A 19547-nucleotide genomic window follows, 5' to 3' on the forward strand; every position below is an offset into this window, starting at 1 on the left:
GCATCAAGGACTCAGGAAACGGCGTCAAGGAAGGCGTCATCGAAGCCATGAAATTCTTCACAAACGTAAAAACCTATTCGCTGCCATGGCCAGTATAACAGGCGATCACAAAGCAAAAACGTAAAAAGACCCCGGCAACGGGGTCTTTTCCGGAGGTGTCAGTCAAGCCGGACGTCCCGAGACAGGCAATCGACAGCTTGTCGGGTCTTGCCGTCAATCTGTGATTCCGGTGCGCAGGCGAAACCCAGCAAAAGAGCAGGATCCAAGGGTGCCAGATCCCTGAAAATCGAAACCGGCAGACAGTCGATACCCGCAGCCCAAAGCCGTTTTGCCATATCGTGGTCGGACAAAGAGGCATCTTTGAACCTGGCAACAAGATGCATTCCGGCGTTACATTGCTCGGGTTGCAGGATGTCTGCCGCTTGGTCTTCCAATGCCGCGACCAGAAGATCGCGTCGTTGCCGATAGGCCTGTTTCATCTTTCGGACATGAGCATTGAAACTGCCATTCTCCATGAAATAGGCCATCGCCTTTTGTTGAAGCACCGGCACGTTCTGGCTTAGCAACGTTCCCGCTGCCGCAAAGGCATGGCTCAACCCGGGCGGACAAATCAGATAGCCAAGCCGAATGGCGGGAAACATAGTTTTCGAAAAACTGCCGACATAGAGAACCCCCGCAGTCGGATCCAACGCCTTGAGGGCGGGCTGAGGACGTTCCTCATAGTGGAATTCACTGTCATAGTCGTCTTCGACGATCCATGCCTTTTGTTCGCGGGCGAGTTCCAACAACTCCAACCTGCGAGGCAGACTCATGGTCATTCCGAGCGGGTGCTGATGGGAGGGTGTGACAAAAATCAGGTTGCAAGGATCGTGATGGGCAACCGCATGCGCGATCGAGAACCCTTCGCCATCAAGCGGTACGGAGCGGACGTTCAGCCCCTGAAGACGCGCCGCGTCCCGGAACGCGATATGACCGGGATCTTCCATCCATATAGTGTTGCCGGGCGTCAACAGTGTCATAAGTACAATGGAAAACGCTTGCTGGGCGCCTGCTGTGACAACGATCTGATCTGTGCCGCATTCGATTCCCCTGCAGTCCCTGACATGGGCGGAAATCGTGGCCTTCAACTCTTCAAGCCCGCTAGGAGGCCCGTAACCAAGAAGAGACGTGTCGCGGTTGCGGATCGCACGAGACTGGGCCTCGGCCCAGGCACGGCGCGGAAAAAGATCAAGCGCCGGAATACCCGGTCGAAACGCCGAAACCTGGGAAAGGCGCGTTGTGGAGCGCGAGCTTTGGATCTGTTCGACATGTGGCGAGATCGGGCCGAGACCGGTCGTCCGCCGTCGTCTCCGCGCGCGGGTGATTTCAATCGGAAGATCTCCGGATGACAGGTTCGCCACGTAAGTACCTGATCCAGTTTGTGATTCAAGAAAGCCTTCGGTGACAAGCTGTTCAAACGCATTCTTGATCGTCAGTCGGGAAACCCCGAGATCCTGGGCCAGTTGGCGGGTCGAAGGAAGGCGTGTGGTTTGAGGCAGAGAGCCATCCAGAACTGCCTTTCGAATTCGGTTTTCAAGTTGGCGGGTCAACGGAGTTGTGCTTTGCCTGTCCAGGTGCAACATCGACAAAAACGCACCGCCGGTTTTCTTCATTTTGTCGTTCATCAAAGAAACATCCCATAATTGGATATACCTGAAAATTCCGATTGGGTATTTTCACATACCCACTTTTCAACAGCAATAGGGAACATGTTTTAAAGCGGGCATTCCCGTGAACTTTGTGGCGAGGACATCCGGCCGAACCGGCTGGGAGATGTAGGGAGCGGGAAAATGACCAAGCATCATTTTTTTAACAAGAAATGCATCAAGGTGTTTTCCGAGACCAACGCCCGGTTCGAGATCCCGATCCTGATAACGCATGGATTTTCGCTGTTGAGCCTTGCGTCCCTGACGGATGTGTTTGATGCAATTGGAACAATCGGCCACCAGGAGCAAGTACGGGTACGGTTGGTATCAGTTGACGGGCAACCGGTGCAAGCGCGCTCTGGTGGTCGTATCCTTCCTGATGGATCACTGGACTCGTTGGGACCGGTTCAGGGTGTATTTTCCGCCAAGGACGCCATTGTCATATGTTCCGGCCCAGTTCTGAGCGACTGTGAACACGCTGCGACAATGAAGGTCGTGCGGCGGTGCCGGCAATCTGCAACTCCGATTTGTATAATGGGCGGGGCCGTACGCACGGTTGCGCGCGCAGGCAAATTGGCCAAAGGCACCGACCTCTGGACGCGCTTGCCGGCCAACAGCGAAATGTTGCCTCACATGGAGTTCTCAAACGCGATTTTTGTCAAAGACGGAAACGTCGTGACCTGTTCGGGAGAGCTTGGTGCAATGGATTTTGCACTCAACTGGGTCAGCGAGAATCTTTCGACCGGTGTGGCGGCCAAGATCCGCAATCACCTGCTTGCTTCGTCGTCACGTAGCGCGGATCGGGCGCAAACATGCACGGTCCCCGATACCTACAAAAGCGCGCCGAAGCAACTTCAGGACATCATCGCGATCATGGTGGACAACCTTGAAGAACCGCTGTCGATGGCGGTTGTGGCGCGCAAAGTTGGATTGTCAGTCCGGCAGGTCGAGCGGTTGTTCGCCCGCTACCTTTCCACTTCACCAGTCAAATTCTATCGCGCAAAGCAGTACGAACAGGCCCGGGTGCTGATCGAAGACACCAATATGACGGTGACCGAGGTTGCATTGGCCTGTGGCTTTTCTTCATTCTCGGCATTTGGCCGGGGATTCAGGAAACAGTTCGGGATCGCGCCAACCAGATTGCGGTCTATGCACCAACCATTGGTCTGATCCTCTTTGCCTGATGTCGGGAGGAGAGTGAAGTTCCTGAATTGCTCATGGGTGACATTTTAGCTTTGATGCTTCACATCTGCCCCTTGTAATCGATATTATGTTAAATTTAGAAGCGCCCTCAATTGGCTGATTTTCACCACTGGGTTTAGCCATCACTATCTTAATCCGCGATTTTTTGGTAAATTACTCAAACTATACTAGAGAACATTTTGACGGAGTGCATTGAATGCGGGTGTACGAAGCGGTTGTCGCCGCGCTCGAATCCATTGGTGTCGATGCCGCATATGGTGGCGCAGGAGAAAACGCCGCCGGAATGATGCTGGCACTGGATGCCTCTGACAAAATCAGGCCGATCATCGCCAAGAACGAACAAGGTGCGGCCTTTATGGCATGCGGACACGCCATGTTCACCGACAAGCTGGGAGTTTGTTTCGCAACGGCTGGCCCGGGGGCGTTCAACCTGATATCGGGCCTGGCCGTGGCACTGACCGACAGCTATCCGTTGCTCGCGATCAGTGGTTACTCGACCTTGGCATGGCAAGGACGTGGCAGCCTTAATGAAACCTCCGGACTGGTCCGCACGCCGGATTCTCGCATGATCTTTAGTGCGGTGACCAAGAAAGACCCCGCCACCGGCGAGTCCGCGGACTATCTTGTCACCGACCCGGGCGATCTGATGGATGTATTGCAGCGGGCCGTCGACGTCGCTTTCGAGGGACGTCCCGGCCCGGTTCATGTCGCAATTGCCGAAGATATCACCGACCCAAAGATCGAGGTCATGAATTTCCGACCTTTGACACGGCCCAAGGCCGTTGCGCGGCCTGATCCGACGCAGGTAAAGCAAGTTGTCGAGTACCTTAGGCAGGCATTTGAAGAAAACAAAACTGTTGTCTTGCTGACTGGTTTCGGGGCAATTCGCGCTGCGGCGAACGAAATCACCAGAACGTTCATGGAGCGTTTTCAAATCCCGCTGCTGACGACGATGGACGGCAAGGGTATTGTGGACGAGGAGCACCCGCTCGCCATCGGACTATACTGCGATTCCGGCCACAAGGCGGCTTGGGAATTGTTCGAAACGGCGGATGTAATTCTGGCTGTCGGAAACTCATTTGCTCAGCATGCCACCTTCGATTTCTTTGACGAGTTGTTCACGAACAAGACCCTGATTCACGTCAATATCGATCCGGGCGAGTTCGATAAATTCTACAAGGCCGACTATGTCATCCAAGGAGATGCCAGGCTGGCGTTGGAAGAGGTGTTCGCGCGGCTGGACCACCAGGTCGGGCAGGTCGAAAACAAGGATTACCGGCCCAAGGACTACGATGAACGGTTCATCATTTCGCCTCAGAAAGAGTTGCATCCTGGCGAAATGGTGCAAAAAATCTCGCAGATGCTTCCGCCGGGCGGGATCGTTCTGACAGATGCCGGGGCGCATGCCGCCTGGACCGCCTATTACCTAGAGTTAAAGGACGGCCAGAATTTCCGCAAACCCGGTACATACGGGCCGATGGGGATCGGTGTCTGCGGCGCCATCGGAGCGAAGTATTCCCAAATGCACCGGCCTGTTGTCGCCTCCGTGGGCGACGGGTCATATCTGATGTCCGGATTCGAGCTTATGACAGCGGTGCAATATGACATTCCGGTCATTTGGGTCATTTTCAATGACCGCGAATTCAAGCTGATCAAGCTCTACCAGTTGTCTGCATTTTTCAAGACAGGCCTCGTCGAGTTCGACAATCCGGACTATGCCGCCTATGCCCGCGCGTGCGGAGCACAGGGGTTTACCGTCGACACGCTCGAAGATTTTGAAGAGGCGTTTCGCGCCGCCCTGACCAGCGGAAAACCGACATTGATCGACGCACGGATCACACGTCTGGCGCTGCCGCATTACTCGCCTCACCCCGAAGGAATTCTGGCTGCACTCTGGTCGGGAGTACGCAAACGATTTGGGTTGTGACTGGGAGGCCCATATGACTGGCAAAACCTCAACTTTTCGCAATTGGAACGAAACCTTTTCCGGCGGCTCTCGGGAGGCCGAGCGAAGAGAAACCAAGGAACTTGCCGAACTGATGATGGCCGCCCAGCTCAAATCTCAGGCGGCCGCAAAGGCGCGTCATGTTGATCGGGCCTTTCACACCAAATCGATCGCGGCATTGAAAGGTGCGGAACTGCGAATTGCCGAAGATCTGCCCGAAGATCTGCAATTCGGCTTTGCCAAACCCGGGGCGAGTTACCCCGCGTTGGTTCGTTTTTCCAACGCATCTTCGAGAACGCAGTCGGACGAGGAAAAAGACCTGCGCGGAATTGCCGTTCGTGTTGAAACGGACGAAGGCACCGCTCACGATCTTCTGGCGACCAACTTTCCCGTTCCTCATGCGCGTAACGCCCGTCAATTCGTAGTCTTCGCCCATGCGCTTGCAGGAGGCACGATATCGAAACTGATTGGCCTCGTGCGCCTGATCTTCGTGCTTGGTCCGTCCGAGACATGGCGGATGCTGCAAAACGTGCGTGAAGCGTTGAGAATTTGCGACAGCGTCGCCCTTGAAAGCTATTGGAGCCGCGGCGCCATTGCCTGGGGTGGCGAGGCCGTGCGTTATACGTTCAAGCCTGCGCCGGGCACGCCCGGTGTTGCCGGCGAATTTGCCGGAGCGACGCGCCTTTCGTCCGAATTTGCAGTTCGGCAGGCTATGGGGGACATTCGCTTTGAACTGTTTGTTCAACGCTTCGTCTCAGAAGTTCAGACCCCGATCGAAGATGCGGCGCATGAGTGGGAAGAAACGGTCAGCCCCCCGATCAGGGTGGCCGAACTGGTTTTACCCCGGCGCGATCTTTCTACCCCGGATGCACTGGCCGAAGCCGTGGCCGTTGATGCGATGGCGTTCAACCCGTGGAACACGACGGAAGAATTCCGGCCCTTGGGCAACCTGAACCGCGCGCGCAAACTGGTCTATGACGCATCGGCGGCGCATCGGCAGGGCAAGCGTTTCAAGGCGCATCCGCCGCCATTGCAGAACCGAATTTTCGGGAATTTGGCCCGTTCGGCCCTGCGCGCCGTAAATCGGCGCGTTCCTTGGCACAAAATCCCGTTTTTGCTGATTCAACTGCTGAATCTGGACGCTCTGAGATACGATTTGCGGCAGAAAAGCCTGCTCGATACCGATCCCGAAGAAAGCTCTCCTTCTACCCGGCAAGTTCCGCCAGAGCCCACGGCCGACCAGCGTATGTACCGAACCTATGACGGCACGTACAACGATCTGTCTGATCCGAATATGGGGGCGGTGGGTGCAAGTTTCGGACGCAATATGCCGCCGCAGATCCAACCGGAGAACAGCCCCAACCCGATAGAGGTGGCCCGCAGGTTGATGGATCGCAAATCCTTCATCCCCGCAAGAATCCTGAACGTTCTGGCTGCGTCCTGGATACAGTTTCAGGTTCACGACTGGGTCGCACACGAACGGCGAAAGCTGGGCGAAAAGGACGACGTCGTGCCAATCCCCGATGCCTATCCGGATTGGCGCAATACGCCTGATGGTGAACACGAAAGGGACATGCGTATAGCCGGAAACATCCCGCTGGGCGATGGTGACGATCCGTTCCTGTTTGCGAACGAAACCTCGCATTGGTGGGACGGGTCAGAAGTCTATGGCAACAACTCGGAGGCAGCGCAGTTATTGAGAGCCGGAGCGAAGCTCAAACTGGAAGATGGGTATCTGCCAACCAATGTTCATGGCTTTGAGATGACCGGCTTTAACGAGAGCTGGTGGTTGGGACTGTCGACCATGCATACGCTGTTTGCCCGCGAGCATAATGTGATCTGCGAGGCGTTGCACGGTGAATACCCGCTCATGGAAGATGAGAGGATTTATCAAACCGCGCGGCTGATCGTGTCTGCCCTGATTGCCAAGATACATACGGTCGAATGGACCCCGGCCATTCTTGGCACCGAGGCGCTGGAAATCGGTATGAAAACCAATTGGTACGGTCCGCCGAAGTCGTGGCTCACGCGATTGGGTATCTGGCTGACCGATGTGCACGCTCTGAAAGGCATCCCGGAAACCCTGCCCGACCACCACACAGCCCGATATGCGCTGACCGAGGAATTCGCCACGGTCTATCGGATGCACCCTCTGATCCCGGATGACTATGTTTTTTATGATTTCGAGACCGGAAAAGAAAAAGCGCGGCGCGGTTTTCTGGAAATACAAGGCGAGCAGACCGACGATCAGTTACGCAATCTGGGATTGAGGGACGCGCTATACTCGCTGGCAATTGCCCATCCCGGGGCGATCACGCTGCACAACTTTCCGAAATCACTTCAGAATTTCGAGCGTTTCGGCGAACTGATAGATCTGTCGGTGGTCGACATCGTAAGGACACGTGCGCGGCGCGTGCCGCGCTACAACGAGTTCCGCAAGGGCTTGCACATGCCGCCGGTCACCCGATGGGAGGACCTGACAGCGGACCCCGGCACCAATCGGACACTCCGAGAACTTTACGGTGAGATTGACAATGTCGACACGGTGATCGGCCTGCTTGGGGAAACACCACCCGACGGATTTGGATTTTCCGATACGGCGTTTCGCGTTTTCGTCCTGATGGCCTCGCGCCGGTTGCAGTCGGACCGTTTTCTGACCACGGATTTCAGGCCAGAGGTCTACACGCCCCTGGGCATGGATTGGATTGAACAGAACGGAATGAAATCGGTCCTGTTGCGCCATTTCCCGGAATTTGCCCCGGTGTTGCCGAAAACGGGTACGGCGTTTGCGCCGTGGCGCGTTGTGGACGGAGGGTGAACAATGGCACAATCAAACCCCTCGAAAGGTCTTGATGCGTTTTTGAAAGCGCCGCTTGCACACACCCTTTGGAACCGGAGAACCAAGCGGGTCGGCCGTGGATCGAACGTGGTCGCTGGTTCACTCGGCTGGCAATCGGCAAACGAACCTTCGCCGCTCGACCCACTGCAGGAGGCCATTCTGATAGCAGCAACCGGCGCGTCGGGGATGACCATGCCGGACCGACCGTTTTTTGACGACGAAAGCGGTGACCCGATCATGTCCAAGCCGAATCTGGTGATGGAGGGGCGCACGGCCGGAAGCCCGGACAACGCGCAGGGCACGCATTTTTTCATGATCAATGACAGCGGCACGTATTTCCTGCGACGTCTTGATCCGCTGACGGGCGGTACCACGAACTGGACGCCGGATGTGCTGTTGGATCGGGCCGAGCAGGCCAAGGTGCGCATTCTGAACCGCCGCGTCGATGTGCCCGGCGATATGCGCGATTTTCCCGCCTATCTCGATTCCAACCGGTTCTTGTCCAACCGACCCGGATCCACCATTTTCTTTCCGGTGGTGGATCTGTCGCACCAGTACATCAACGCGTTGATGTACCTGCTAACCCAACCCGATCATGCCCGCCCGGTGATCGTGGATGACCGGAACTTCTATCAGCCGGCCGGAGTGAAAGATTGGATCAAAAAGGGCTTTTTGAATCCGGATATCAAGATCCCCTTGGGTGTTCTGGGCCAGATGCGCACCCAGATCGAGGCGGACTTGTTGATTCAAAACCTGTTTCTGGTCACCGAGGCCCTAGGCTTGGGTGGTTGGATTCACGCTGCCATTTCTCCGCCGGTTCTGCTTGGCGATCCCAAGTTTCGGGACAAGTTTGGGAACATGCTGAACTTTGACTATGTTTCGCCGAAATGGCGGTTCATGGACCTGTTCCGCTGGCACACGCTGCCAATCGCGAGGATGAGGGACATCCGCGCTCATGCGGTTGGACTCCGCCATCATGGCGAACACCTGATCAAGGGCAAATGCCCTCCATACTACGCCTCAATGTCCGATGCCGTGGACGCGGTCATCGCGGGCAAATTCGGAGAGGGCGGTATTTACAAGAACCGGGAACTGTTTGCGAAGATCTACAAAGGCGAGTTTGGAGACAAGTATCTGGAAGAAGCCGGAGAATACGAAGAAGACGTCATAAACTGTGCACGCGATATATGCGCGTATATCCATGACACTCACGGGCGGTTCCCCGCGCATTGTGAAGCGATTCACGCGCCGGGTATCTGGCTGCAGGCACACCGGGTCGAAAACGAATACTATGAAACCTACTTTGACAACGGACTGACCGAGGCTCAGCGTGCGCACGATGCGAACTGGCCTTCCTAAGATCAAAGTAAGTCCCAACAACAAGAGCGCGGTTGCACCCCCAAAGTATGAGAATTCAGAACGTGTGATAGGATTGCAATCGGCACAAGAGCCAGCGCTTGCGCCAAATAAGCATCCAGACCCGCGTTCAAAATCAGATGCAACAGGTACACGTTCGACAGGTACACGACAATATTGGTCGCGACATACAAGCCTGACCTTGCCGCTGCGCGCATGCGGAATACGTGACTTGCGGGGCCACGCAGGTTGAATTCCCAGCACAGCGTGAACTGCGCGGTCAGCGCGAGCAAAGGGTGCAATCCGGTGAAAACCATCGCTGCATACAGCGCATAACCCGTCAGAAGTGAAAGCAAGCAAAAAGGCAGGCGCCATTGCATCATGCGACGAGGCACGGGAATGTCATCAATCGCTCTGGGCAGGTAACACACTGTCATCCGCCAGCCCTCCGAACAGAGGTGTTGGTCGAGATGATACATCGGCTTGAAAAGACCGGGACAATCCCTGCCTTCCCTCTGCCGTTTCTGCCTGTGCGTGGCACAAACGGCAAGCACATTTGCTTGACCCCACTCATTGGGATACCCCTCCCAAAACCAATAACAACGCATCGCCTAACACGACGACCCACACAACAACGCGTTACGGATCACATCTCCGCAACCGTCACAACGGCGCAATTCCTTTTGGGGTCCCGACAGAGCGCGATTTGGCTTCAGCAAATCCCGCGGCGCGGCTCTTGCCTTTCCGCTTCAACTCGCAGCGGTCGGCTCCCCCCAAAAACAGCAACCGTGCGATTCAAACTATCACACAAGACCAACGGCCCGAACTACTTTTTCAAAGTTCGATGTCTACACGATTATACTTCAACCCATTGATCGTAATAATTCTCATGCTATCAGCGCATTGCGTAAACAACTTCATGGGGCATTGAAGGATTGCGCATTGGGCGGCCGGGAATAATTGCACGAAAATCGGCAAAATTGTCGCCGAACTGGAAACGCTTAACATCCTGCCACAAGTTTCCCGGGCAAAGCCGCCGGATTTGCACGCGGCTGGCAGGTTTGAGTTACAGTTCCAGCACACGGGACAACCCGATTTCGGCGCGGCCCACAGCTTGTACAATTGTCTCGACCTGCTGTCTTTGCAAACCGGCCAATTCCGGGTCATCGGCACGGATCAGAGTGATGGCTTTGCGAATTTCGGATTGGGCTGACTGGATTGCGCGCCGCGCTTCGGTGGCCGCCTCGCGGCGGATAGCTTCGCGTTCGGCGGCCGACGTTGCCAGTGCCAGACGGCGATTGGCGTTCTCGCCTGCCTCTCGTACCCCGGCAGCTGCGCCACGGACGATATCCCCGATGCCTTCCAATCCTGGCGGCAGGTCAGAGGCTATGCTTTCAAGATCACCCGCATAGTCATCCATCGCATCGGCAAGACAGGCCAGATACAACGCGACATCGTCACCCTGCCCGCCGCAGGAAGAAATCCGTGCTTCATGGTCGTCCGAAACGATTTCGACAGTGTCCAACGTCTTGGCGGCCTCTTCGACCGGAGTTACCGCTGTACCACCTGTGGCAGATCCGCCACCGCCACCCCCACCGCCAGTACTCATCTTGGTATCGACTGTAAGAGTTATTTCTATCGACGGGATCGGTGGAGTTGGAACGTTGATCTCTTCCACGACTTCAAAGATCCCGGTGGCATAGCTGATGTCATAGTTGGAAAGACCGTTGCCCTGCGCATTGGACACAAAGATGGTATAGGGTGACCCGTCTATGGTCGCGTCCGCATCCGCACCATCACTTTGAAACTGCGCCGACGTTACTCTGTCGGCAGGATTTACAAGACCCGACGTGCTGAATTCGGTGCCCGAAAAGACAAACGTAAACCCTTCGGGTTTGACCTGATTGCGTGCCGTAATCGTAAGTGGCGCCAGGTTTACGAACAAAAGCCCGGTATCATAGAAAATGTCGTAATTCCCAACGCCCGATCCGACGGCGTCGCTGGATGTGACCACATATCCGTCACTTCCTGACACCGGAGCGAACCGGGCTGCGCCATCGCTGGTCAGCGTTACGCTTGTCACCGTATCGGTTCCCAGAAGACCCATCGTGGAAAACTCAGTCCCCGAGAAAGTGAACCCGTCACCATAGGTTCGGCTCAGAAAATCGGGAGAAATGAACAGAACCGCCGGTTCGACGGTCAGCTGACCATTCACATAGGTAATGTCATAGTTGCTCAGCCCCCCTCCGGTCGCGTCGCTGGGGATGATCGAATAGGGGCTACCCGCGACATCGGAAAATTCGGCGGCGCCGGCACTTGTCAGTGTGATGCCGGACACGAAATCTTCCACGACCAAGCCGGTAGCCGTGAATTCGGTTCCTGCAAAGCTGAAGGTTGTGCCGTAGGTTTTGGACTGGTCATTTGCCGTAATCGTCAATGGCGCGGGCGTAACGGTTCCAACTCCGGACAAGGCCGCGACATCGTATGTAACGTCTTGAGCGCTGCTGAGCGTTGTCGTTGATGTCACAAACGTTGTGCTGCCCACGGATTCATCGGAGAAGAAAAGATTGGTGAATGCCGGTGATGTATCGAGTGTGTCACCTGCGGGTCCGAACAAATAGGTTCCCGGACCACCTGCAACAGTCCCGGTTGCAGTCGCAGAGAAAGTGCTGCCGTACTGGGCGGATAATGGATCATAGGTCACATAAACCACAGGGCTGGTCGTGTAGTTCTGCGGATAGAGTCCGAATGCCCCGGGGGCCCAGTTATTCACAAAATTCCACGCCGCAGGGCCGGCAAGTGCGACAAAGCCGTCCGTGTCCTGGAACTGGGCCGTTGACAGCCCGGTACCGCCCGCACTGGTGCTTTGCCCGGAAGTGTCCGTGTCCCAGAACGAACCATTTACCGTGCCTATGTTGGCGCCGGCCAAACCGCCTGTAACTGCGGTCCCGTTGGATACAGAGACACTGCCCGTGGAGTACGACGTGGATATCGTCCCGCCTGCATTGTCGCCGACCAGACCGCCCGCTGTCGCCCCGCCCCCAGCGAGGGTAAATGCTAGATCACCAATGGAATAAGAACTCTGAATCGTTCCCGCCGACCGGTTTTCACCGACCAGACCACCTGCATGGAAATTTGCGATTGTTGAACCGAAACCCGGATCGGACCCGATAACCGAGCCTCCCGCGTGAGACCGGAAAATGATCCCGGTGTTCACCCCGGCAAGCCCACCGATTTCGACCAGCCCCGAGCCGAAACCTGGTTCTTCATAACTGACGGTCGCAAGCGAAAAACTGTCACGTATGGTGCCGTTATTCGTTCCAACCATGCCACCGAATGGCCCAGAGTCCGCATACTCAAAACCGTCCGGAGATTGATTGCTCATCAAACCCGTGACCGATGAGGCTTCAATCGTTCCGTTGTTGACAGCGGCAAGGATACCTCCGCCGCCGGTCACGATGTCTGCATTTTCGAGCCGTAAGGCTGTTACGACCGCGCTATTCCCTAATGTGGTGAAAAGCCCGCCCACGGCGCCGGAACGGTCCACAAACAGCCCGTCAATCGTGTGGCCAGCCCCATTGAATATTCCGTCAAACGAACTGATCGGCTGGAATCCCTCGAAACCTTCGCCAAAATCGAACCACCCAGATGTTCCGCTGGCGTCGATATCATTGGCGAGCACGAAATTCGACGAAGATAGCGAAGTGCTGTTCACCCCTTGTACGCCGTAGATGTCCGTCAATTGATACGAACTGGCAGCAGACCCGTCTCCGCCGAGGGCACGCAAAAAGGTGGTGGAACCGCCAAGTTGAAAATCCGAAGCCTGAAATGCGGGCAACGTTCCGCTCACCTGAGACCAAGTGCCATTTTCCAATCGGAAGGTCCCTACATTTACGGTTCCGCCCGCGCCGGTTGTGATCGTGCCGCCGGCGTCGATGGCGAAATCACCAGAAGTTCCAGTGATCCCAGCATTCAAAATGACATTTCGGTTGGCCGTCAGCCGGAATTCGCTGAAGCTGCTCCAGGTAATCGCGCTGTTGATTGTAATGTCGCCGGGATCCGTGCCCGAACCCCCAAGATCCGTGCCCGAGCCTCCAATGACCAAGGATCCGGTGCCGTTGGTATTGAGTTCAACCGAAGTGGTGGCCAAATTCGATTCAATTGTAGCCACGTCAATGGTGCCGGGCACGGTGATGTTTGTCGGGTCAAGCAACAGAAGGCCGATCTCGCCGTCCGGTGCCCGCAGATCCGCCAGACCACGATAGCGCAAGTCCAGCTTGCCCGACACTTCGGCAAATCCGCCGTCGCCCGCCAGATCACCTCCGCGTGCCGAAATCAGGCCATCGAACTCGGTATAGACATCGGACCACACAATGATCCGACCGCCGTCACCGGCTTCGCCACCGTCAGCGGAAAGGCTTGAAGCGTCATCGACATAAACGCTGGTGGCGCGCTGAAGGTCACCGCCGCCCTGATAATCACCACCCACGCGGATCTGGCCGCCCTGCCCTTCTCCGGCCCCGTCCGAGGTCAGGTTCGCGCCCGCGAGCGTAATCTGCTCACCAGTAATCGTGATGTCCCCGCCCGGCGCCGGGCGGGCCAGTGGGCGTGGGCTGGTTTCAACCAGCTCGACCTTTGCCGAGGTATCGATCGTTCCGCTGACATGAACGCCGCCACCGCTTCCACCCAGAACCACCGCGCCTGAACGTCCGCTGACGGTCTGCGCTTCGATCACGCCTGACATGTTCACGACCTGCCGCGCCGCGTCCCGTGCGCTGGCTGCCAGCAGATGTACCTGACCGCCATTGGCCTCGATCAATCCTGAATTCTCGACCAGCGCATCCATGCTGTCGTCACCGTCCGACGGAACGGCAACCTGAAGGAAACCGTCACCGGACACGTCCAGCGTGACCCGCTCTCCGGCGCCGAGGCCAACCTTGCCAAGGGGCACCCGAATGAGGCCCGAGTTCTTGACCTTGCCGCCGATCAACGCCGCATAACCGCCCGGAACAATCGAAATCTGCCCTGCGTTTTCAACCGCCGCGGATTGACCCTGGCCGTTGAAACGGTACTGGCCCGACAGGAAATCCTCGTTGGTGATATCCAAAGTCGACGCGACAAATCCGCCTGTTTGCACGTGCCCGGCTGGACCAATGAAAATACCGTTGGGATTGACGACGAACACCTGGCCGTTTGCATTCAATTGACCGTGAATTTCCGAAGTGGTGTTCCCGGTCACCCGGTTCAACAACGCGCTGTTCACCGAAGGCTGGTTTATGTTGACCTGCGCCTCCTGACCAATGGAAAAGCTGTTCCAGTTGACAATGGCGGCATCCGACCCCTGAGAGATATTCATCTGGGACGAAGACGGGGACGCAATCGTTACGGACCCTGCGCTTACCGTCCCCCCCGTTGGCAAATCACCGGCCAGGGCGGTTGAGGACAACAAAATTGCAATCGTCCCCAGAAAGATTGGCGAAGAGTACCCGCAGTTTGTAACTTCAGAACCTTCGGCTCGCGACGATGCTGAAGCGGTTCTCATCTGGTTCGAGATCATCTCTTAACCCTCTCCCATATTCAACTCGCAATGAACCGGACTGGAACGGGGAGTTTTCAATCGTCAAAAATTCGATCCCAAGTCCGTAACTAGAAGCTTTGGTTGTGCTCTGTTCGAAAACAGTCGGATTTTCCAGTCCTACCACACCAGTGGCTCCGAACAAATATGGTTTGCCAATAAACGGATACCCGCCAATGGAAAGTGACAACTGCCGGGCCACCTCGGCCCGCAGAACCCAGCCGTCATCCCCTTGGATCGTGCCTGCATCAAATGTCGAAAGCTCTCCGAGACCGCCAAGGCTGATCTGTTCTGACGACACCAGCGGATCTCCGAAATTGCTCTGGGCGCGACCGCGCAGCGACAAGCTCCAGTCCTTGTCGAATGGCCGCAGATATTGGAACCCCAAAACCAGCTTGGTAAAAACCGCGTCCGCCCCCTGACGCGACAACGGAGTTTCCCCTGGCCCCGGCGTTGTCCGTGCGCCGAACGCGTCGATTCCCTGCGACAAGACCGCGCTTGCCTGCAAGTAAGAGCCGTCGTCATAGTTCCAGCTACCATCAAGCGAAGCGCGCAAAACACTCAACTCGTCATCGTAGATCGGAAATTCTGTGTTGAATCCGATGAGGTTCTGCTCGTCACTTATCCGGTCAAGAATGAACTGTGAGGAGAGGTTAAAGCGGCGTGACCGAATCCAGGGATAGTAAAACCGGAACGACAGCCGGTCGAAACTGCTGTTGGTCGGAATGAGTTCATTGTCTGGTGTGGACCTGCTTGACGTGCCTTCAATGTTGAAGGTCAACCCGTCCAGCCCGATCGGGAAAACGACGCCGGCGGCAAGAATACGGTATTGAGCCGAATCCGAGAAGTACCGGGTCGGGGACCCTCCCAGCCGGGCATAAAATGTCTCACCCATTTGGAGCGCGCCATTCAATTCGACACCCGCGCTCAGATTGAGCGGCCCGAGTTCGTCGGAAAGCGAATTGTCGAATCCATAAGACCCTGTCACCCGTTGATATTCGCCATCAAGTGTGAGCAACGTGCCACCGTCCTGCTGGCCCGCTGAGAGGGTCGAGGACAATCTCACACCATATGTATCACCCGCCAGCAAAAGCGCGCGCTCGATCTGCTGCAGCCGGATGCCACGTTTCCCGACAAGAGGATCCGTAAGGCGAACGATCCGGTTCCGCACGGGTTCGGGGACGGCTGTCGCGTCAATTTTCTCGATATATCCGTCAACCACCACGATCCTGAGCATCCCGCCGTCCCGGACGGTTTGTTGGGGCAATACAACCCGGGCCAGTACATAACCGGCATCCGCATATTCGCTTTCTAACAAGCGCGTGGCCCGAAATATCTCGGATACCGGAACACGCTTGCCGGCCAATGTATTTATGAAATTCTGATTTGCGCCTGCCATTTGGGGCAAAGCCCCCTGTATTTCGACCTTTCCGATTGTGACGAACAATCTGTCTGATCCGGGGGGGGTCTGCGCCCCCGGATCGCGTGCCACTGTTACAGGGCCCGTGGTGGCACGTTGGTTTTGCGGCTGGAATGTGGATGGAGCAAGGTTTGCAGCCGATTGCGCCATTGCCGGTCCGTAATTCGCACCGACCAGCGAAGCGGAGATACACAGTGCGACGAATTGGGACGGGATAGCTAACCGGAAAAAACGCATAGACGCCTTACTATATTTGAAAGACCTGGTCTTCGACAGGGAACTCTTTTTTTGTGTGTTTGGGCAAGCACAAAGCGCCCAAAGGTGACTTTCAGGGTGATATCTGGAACCAAGTATGTTGGCTGCGCAACAAAATTCCGCCACAATTTGACTTGTAGGTTGATCGTGCCCCCTTCAGGTCTGAACCGGAGCTCAAGTTTATGCTGACCAAGTCCCAAAGGGCTTTTCTGGAGAGATTTGCAGATACTCCGCGGCCTGCGGACCCTCGGCAAGCCGATGACAAGGTAAGCCCCGAACGGGTTCTGCAGAAGTTCGAGCAGCTATTGATGCGCGTGCAGGCCATGCCACCGCGCGGCGCGCGATTGTTGCAACCATTTACCGACCCGCTCGTGAACGCCGTGTCCAAAGCGCGCGGCCTTATCGATCAGGGCGACCCGGAAACAGCAGAAACGATATTGGACCGGGAACAGGATACAGCCCGCGCACTGGATCGTGAGTTCGATGCAGCAATATTGTATCTGGAGGAAGAGAAAAAGTTTCAAGTTCGGCTCAGGCAAACACTGGCGCAAAAAAACACTGGCGGAGATATAGCGATCCCCGACTATCTCGTGAGAATGAAAACTGACGAAAAGCGCAGGCAAGCTGCCATTGCCCGCGGTGACATCGGGCAGGCGCTGGTGGTTTGTGAGGGGCAGGATCATCGTCACTCTGCCATGATGCAAGAGGCCTCTCGCGGTGCCGATTTCACTCGCCTGCGGTCGGAACTGGAAACGGAAATAGCCCGGATTGAATCTCTGGCACCCGGCGGCGGTCAGGCACGGCCAATTCTCAAGGACGTGCGTGAAATGATGGATGATGCCGAGAGTTTTACCAAAAGCGACAATTGGGTTGGTGCGGTGATCATGCTGCGGAAAGCGCGCACCGAACTGCGTGTGGCGACCAAGGGTCTGGAGTTGATGTCAAGGCTGCCGGCCGTGGAAAAAGACGATGACTTTGACGAGGTCTATACCCGAGTTTTCGCTATGGTAGATGGGTTGAGGAAAATGTCCGCTGCCCGGCAGTTCATGGCGGAATTGTCAGAATGCATCAAAATGCTCCGGAATGCCCGGGCCACTCTTCCCGATCAGGCGGGAGCGTTGGCTTTGCTCGAGTCCGCTCGCCAGTCAATTGAGACAGTAACGAGAGAAGTTTTGGACGACGGCAAGTACACCAGCGCCTTCAGGCAGGTGGCTGTTCAGGCAAAAGAGTTACAACGGATAAATGAAGACAATTGCGTAAAGCCTGAACTCAAAAAGGTTCACGCAGCCCTGACCGAAGCGGATCAGGCGGCTCGCGCCCGCGATTTCTTGGCGGCGTTTGGTTATCTGGAAACAGCGGAGGGCGCGATAAAAATTGGCAATACCGCCGCCCATGCGTATCTGGAGTTTGTCGCCCCTGCCCGCAAGGAATTTGCCACGATGACGATAGACCGCGACAAAGCCAAAACTTTGCTGACCGAACTGGATCGGGCCTTTCGGGCGCGCGATCTTGATCTCGCAAAAAAGCTTGCTGAAGAGGCGCATGTTCTGGCGGAAAACGCACCGGCGGGATAACCGCAGGCCAGGCTTTCCTTCTGGGTTTGAATTGTCGATTGACAAGTTTCCCCGGTGACCGAAGCGGCTGCTAGAGCAGGCCTTCTTCGATCCACTCCTCGATTTTCGTCCGGCTAACTTCGAAATGCATGGAATCTTCGCGGCCCCAGGCGGCACCCCATACCCAGCCTTCTTCGCGGAAGAAATCCGCCAGAATCGTCAGACCCAATTGCGTTTTTCCATCGCCCAGCGTGTCCAGAACGCCATCTATATTCAAATCAACCGCCAATCCATAGGCATGGGTAGAAGCCGATGACGTCGACCCCCGGATCAGCCTCACACACAGCGACCCGGCAGTATTGATTCTGGCATACAGATCCGGATCTGTCCGGCGGATGTTGTCGAATACCTGACGGAGCGAGTCGATTGCAGGTTTTAGCATGCGGACCCGGACCGGCCCCACCTGCTCAAGAACCAACTGACTGGCCAGCCGGTCATTGGTCATGGATTGGCAAGTATCCGTCAGATTTTCACGCGGTGGACCGAAGGTTTGCGCCAGAAATGATGGCGTCGCGATCTCCAACTCCCGGTTTACCTTGTTCCTGTTGGCAATCAGCACAACCTGCGCATAGGCATCGATGATTTCATTCGGCGATGTGCTGTCGTAGCCATAGGAATCCGCGTCAAGGCTATCGGGCTGCAGCAATGGTGCGCCACCACCCGATTGAAGACGCCCGACTTCGCTGGAAACCTTTTCCAGCCTGTTTCTCAGATCTTCGATCTGCTGACTTAGCATTTCGATCTCGATCCGCGCGCCTGAATCGATGGCAGGCCCTTCGAATGTCTCGCCGGAACGGACAAGCATCGGAAATACATACCAGATTACAGGTGCAAGCAGGATTGCTGTCGCCAGAATGATGGCAGGCACGATACGCATGAACAGTTTATCCTGTGAGTTGCTGTCTTTACCGCTCGTCCATACTCTAGGGCTCTCATCCGCACCTGTCACGTCGAACACGCAACAAATACATATAATGATTGTGGCACCATTTCACGTTGGTTAATCTCTGGATAACTTCTCATTTGGCGCCAGGGAGCCGGACAATGTTCATTAAATCATCACTCGCCGGGATTTGTGCATCAGCCTTGGTCGGGCTTGTCGCCTTGCAAGGTGCAAGCGCGCAAACGTCGGACGAAATGACGGCAGAAGAGATCACGGATGCATTCAACAAACAAAAGACGCGTGGCTTGGTAATTGTGCCGTCAACGCAACAGACGACCACGGACACCGAAGAGAGCGGCGGCACGACTGTGGCAGCCACGGCGACCGACTATCAGGAACTTGCGAAAGAGGATCAGGTCAATCTGCAGATCAGCTTCGATTTTGACTCGGCGGCGCTGCGGGAGGATCAAAAACCCAAACTTGCCTCGCTGTGCCAGGCCATGAATTCTGTGAACGTTCAGGTTTTCCAGATCATCGGACATACGGACAGTTCCGGGTCGGCGGACTATAACCAGAACCTGTCGCTGTTGCGTGCGCAAGAGGTCAAACGCCATCTTGTGAGTGATTGCGGCATTCCTGAAAACCGGCTGGAAGCCATAGGGTTGGGTGAAACCGTTCCTTACAATTCGGATAACCCTCGTGCCGACGAAAACCGCCGTGTGGAATTCCAGGCGCTTGGCTGAATACCAGTCAATATCAACCACTTGAGTTTT

Annotated in this window: 12 protein-coding genes; 6 read left to right on the forward strand and 6 right to left on the reverse strand. The window is 56.0% G+C overall.

Going from position 1 to position 19547, the window contains the following annotated elements:
* Nucleotides 1-158: 158 nt before the first annotated feature.
* Nucleotides 159-1664 (reverse strand): MocR-like pyridoxine biosynthesis transcription factor PdxR, encoded by a 1506-nt coding sequence (pdxR, locus tag ACR0AO_RS20035; protein ID WP_480607597.1) that lies wholly within the window; start codon nt 1662-1664, stop codon nt 159-161.
* 165 nt (nt 1665-1829) lie between these two features.
* On the opposite strand from pdxR, the gene ACR0AO_RS20040 reads away from it, so the two are divergent.
* From ACR0AO_RS20040 to ACR0AO_RS20055, 4 genes are all read left to right on the forward strand, one after another.
* Nucleotides 1830-2855: a GlxA family transcriptional regulator gene (locus ACR0AO_RS20040; protein WP_480607600.1), complete on the forward strand. Its 1026-nt coding sequence runs from the start codon at nt 1830-1832 to the stop codon at nt 2853-2855.
* A 229-nt stretch (nt 2856-3084) separates the two neighbouring features.
* Nucleotides 3085-4815, forward strand: coding sequence for a thiamine pyrophosphate-binding protein (locus tag ACR0AO_RS20045; RefSeq protein ID WP_480607603.1), 1731 nt, complete (start codon nt 3085-3087; stop codon nt 4813-4815).
* Between the two features lie 13 nt (nt 4816-4828).
* Entirely contained in the window at nt 4829-7651 is a 2823-nt protein-coding gene (locus ACR0AO_RS20050; protein ID WP_480607606.1) for a peroxidase family protein, read from the forward strand.
* Nucleotides 7652-7654: 3 nt separating this feature from the next.
* A complete protein-coding gene (locus tag ACR0AO_RS20055; RefSeq protein WP_480607609.1) occupies nt 7655-9031 on the forward strand; it encodes a hypothetical protein in 1377 nt (458 codons plus the stop codon).
* Nucleotides 9032-9033: 2 nt separating this feature from the next.
* Here ACR0AO_RS20055 and ACR0AO_RS20060 read toward each other — a convergent pair whose 3' ends face one another.
* From ACR0AO_RS20060 to ACR0AO_RS20075, 4 genes are all read right to left on the reverse strand, one after another.
* A complete protein-coding gene (locus tag ACR0AO_RS20060; RefSeq protein ID WP_480607612.1) occupies nt 9034-9465 on the reverse strand; it encodes a hypothetical protein in 432 nt (143 codons plus the stop codon).
* A 629-nt stretch (nt 9466-10094) separates the two neighbouring features.
* The gene (locus tag ACR0AO_RS20065; RefSeq protein WP_480607615.1) at nt 10095-14585 is read right to left on the reverse strand and encodes a two-partner secretion domain-containing protein; all 4491 of its coding nucleotides are present in this window, start codon (nt 14583-14585) and stop codon (nt 10095-10097) included.
* Nucleotides 14530-16050, reverse strand: a complete 1521-nt coding sequence (locus ACR0AO_RS20070) for a ShlB/FhaC/HecB family hemolysin secretion/activation protein (RefSeq protein ID WP_480607617.1) — start codon at nt 16048-16050, stop codon at nt 14530-14532. The genes ACR0AO_RS20065 and ACR0AO_RS20070 overlap by 56 nt, the downstream gene beginning before the upstream one ends.
* Nucleotides 16051-16580: 530 nt before the next feature.
* Nucleotides 16581-16961 (reverse strand): hypothetical protein, encoded by a 381-nt coding sequence (locus ACR0AO_RS20075; RefSeq protein WP_480607619.1) that lies wholly within the window; start codon nt 16959-16961, stop codon nt 16581-16583.
* Nucleotides 16962-17105: 144 nt separating this feature from the next.
* Between ACR0AO_RS20075 and ACR0AO_RS20080 the strand changes: the two genes are divergently transcribed.
* Nucleotides 17106-17852 carry a hypothetical protein gene (locus ACR0AO_RS20080; RefSeq protein WP_480607622.1) on the forward strand — a complete coding sequence of 249 codons (747 nt, stop codon included), beginning with the start codon at nt 17106-17108 and terminating at the stop codon, nt 17850-17852.
* 70 nt (nt 17853-17922) lie between these two features.
* On the opposite strand, the gene ACR0AO_RS20085 is transcribed toward ACR0AO_RS20080, so the two are convergent.
* Nucleotides 17923-18768, reverse strand: coding sequence for a M15 family metallopeptidase (locus ACR0AO_RS20085; protein WP_480607626.1), 846 nt, complete (start codon nt 18766-18768; stop codon nt 17923-17925).
* A 119-nt stretch (nt 18769-18887) separates the two neighbouring features.
* Between ACR0AO_RS20085 and ACR0AO_RS20090 the strand changes: the two genes are divergently transcribed.
* A complete protein-coding gene (locus ACR0AO_RS20090; RefSeq protein ID WP_480607630.1) occupies nt 18888-19517 on the forward strand; it encodes an OmpA family protein in 630 nt (209 codons plus the stop codon).
* The last annotated feature ends 30 nt before the right edge of the window (nt 19518-19547 follow it).

Source organism: Ruegeria sp. AF8 (assembly GCF_056541825.1).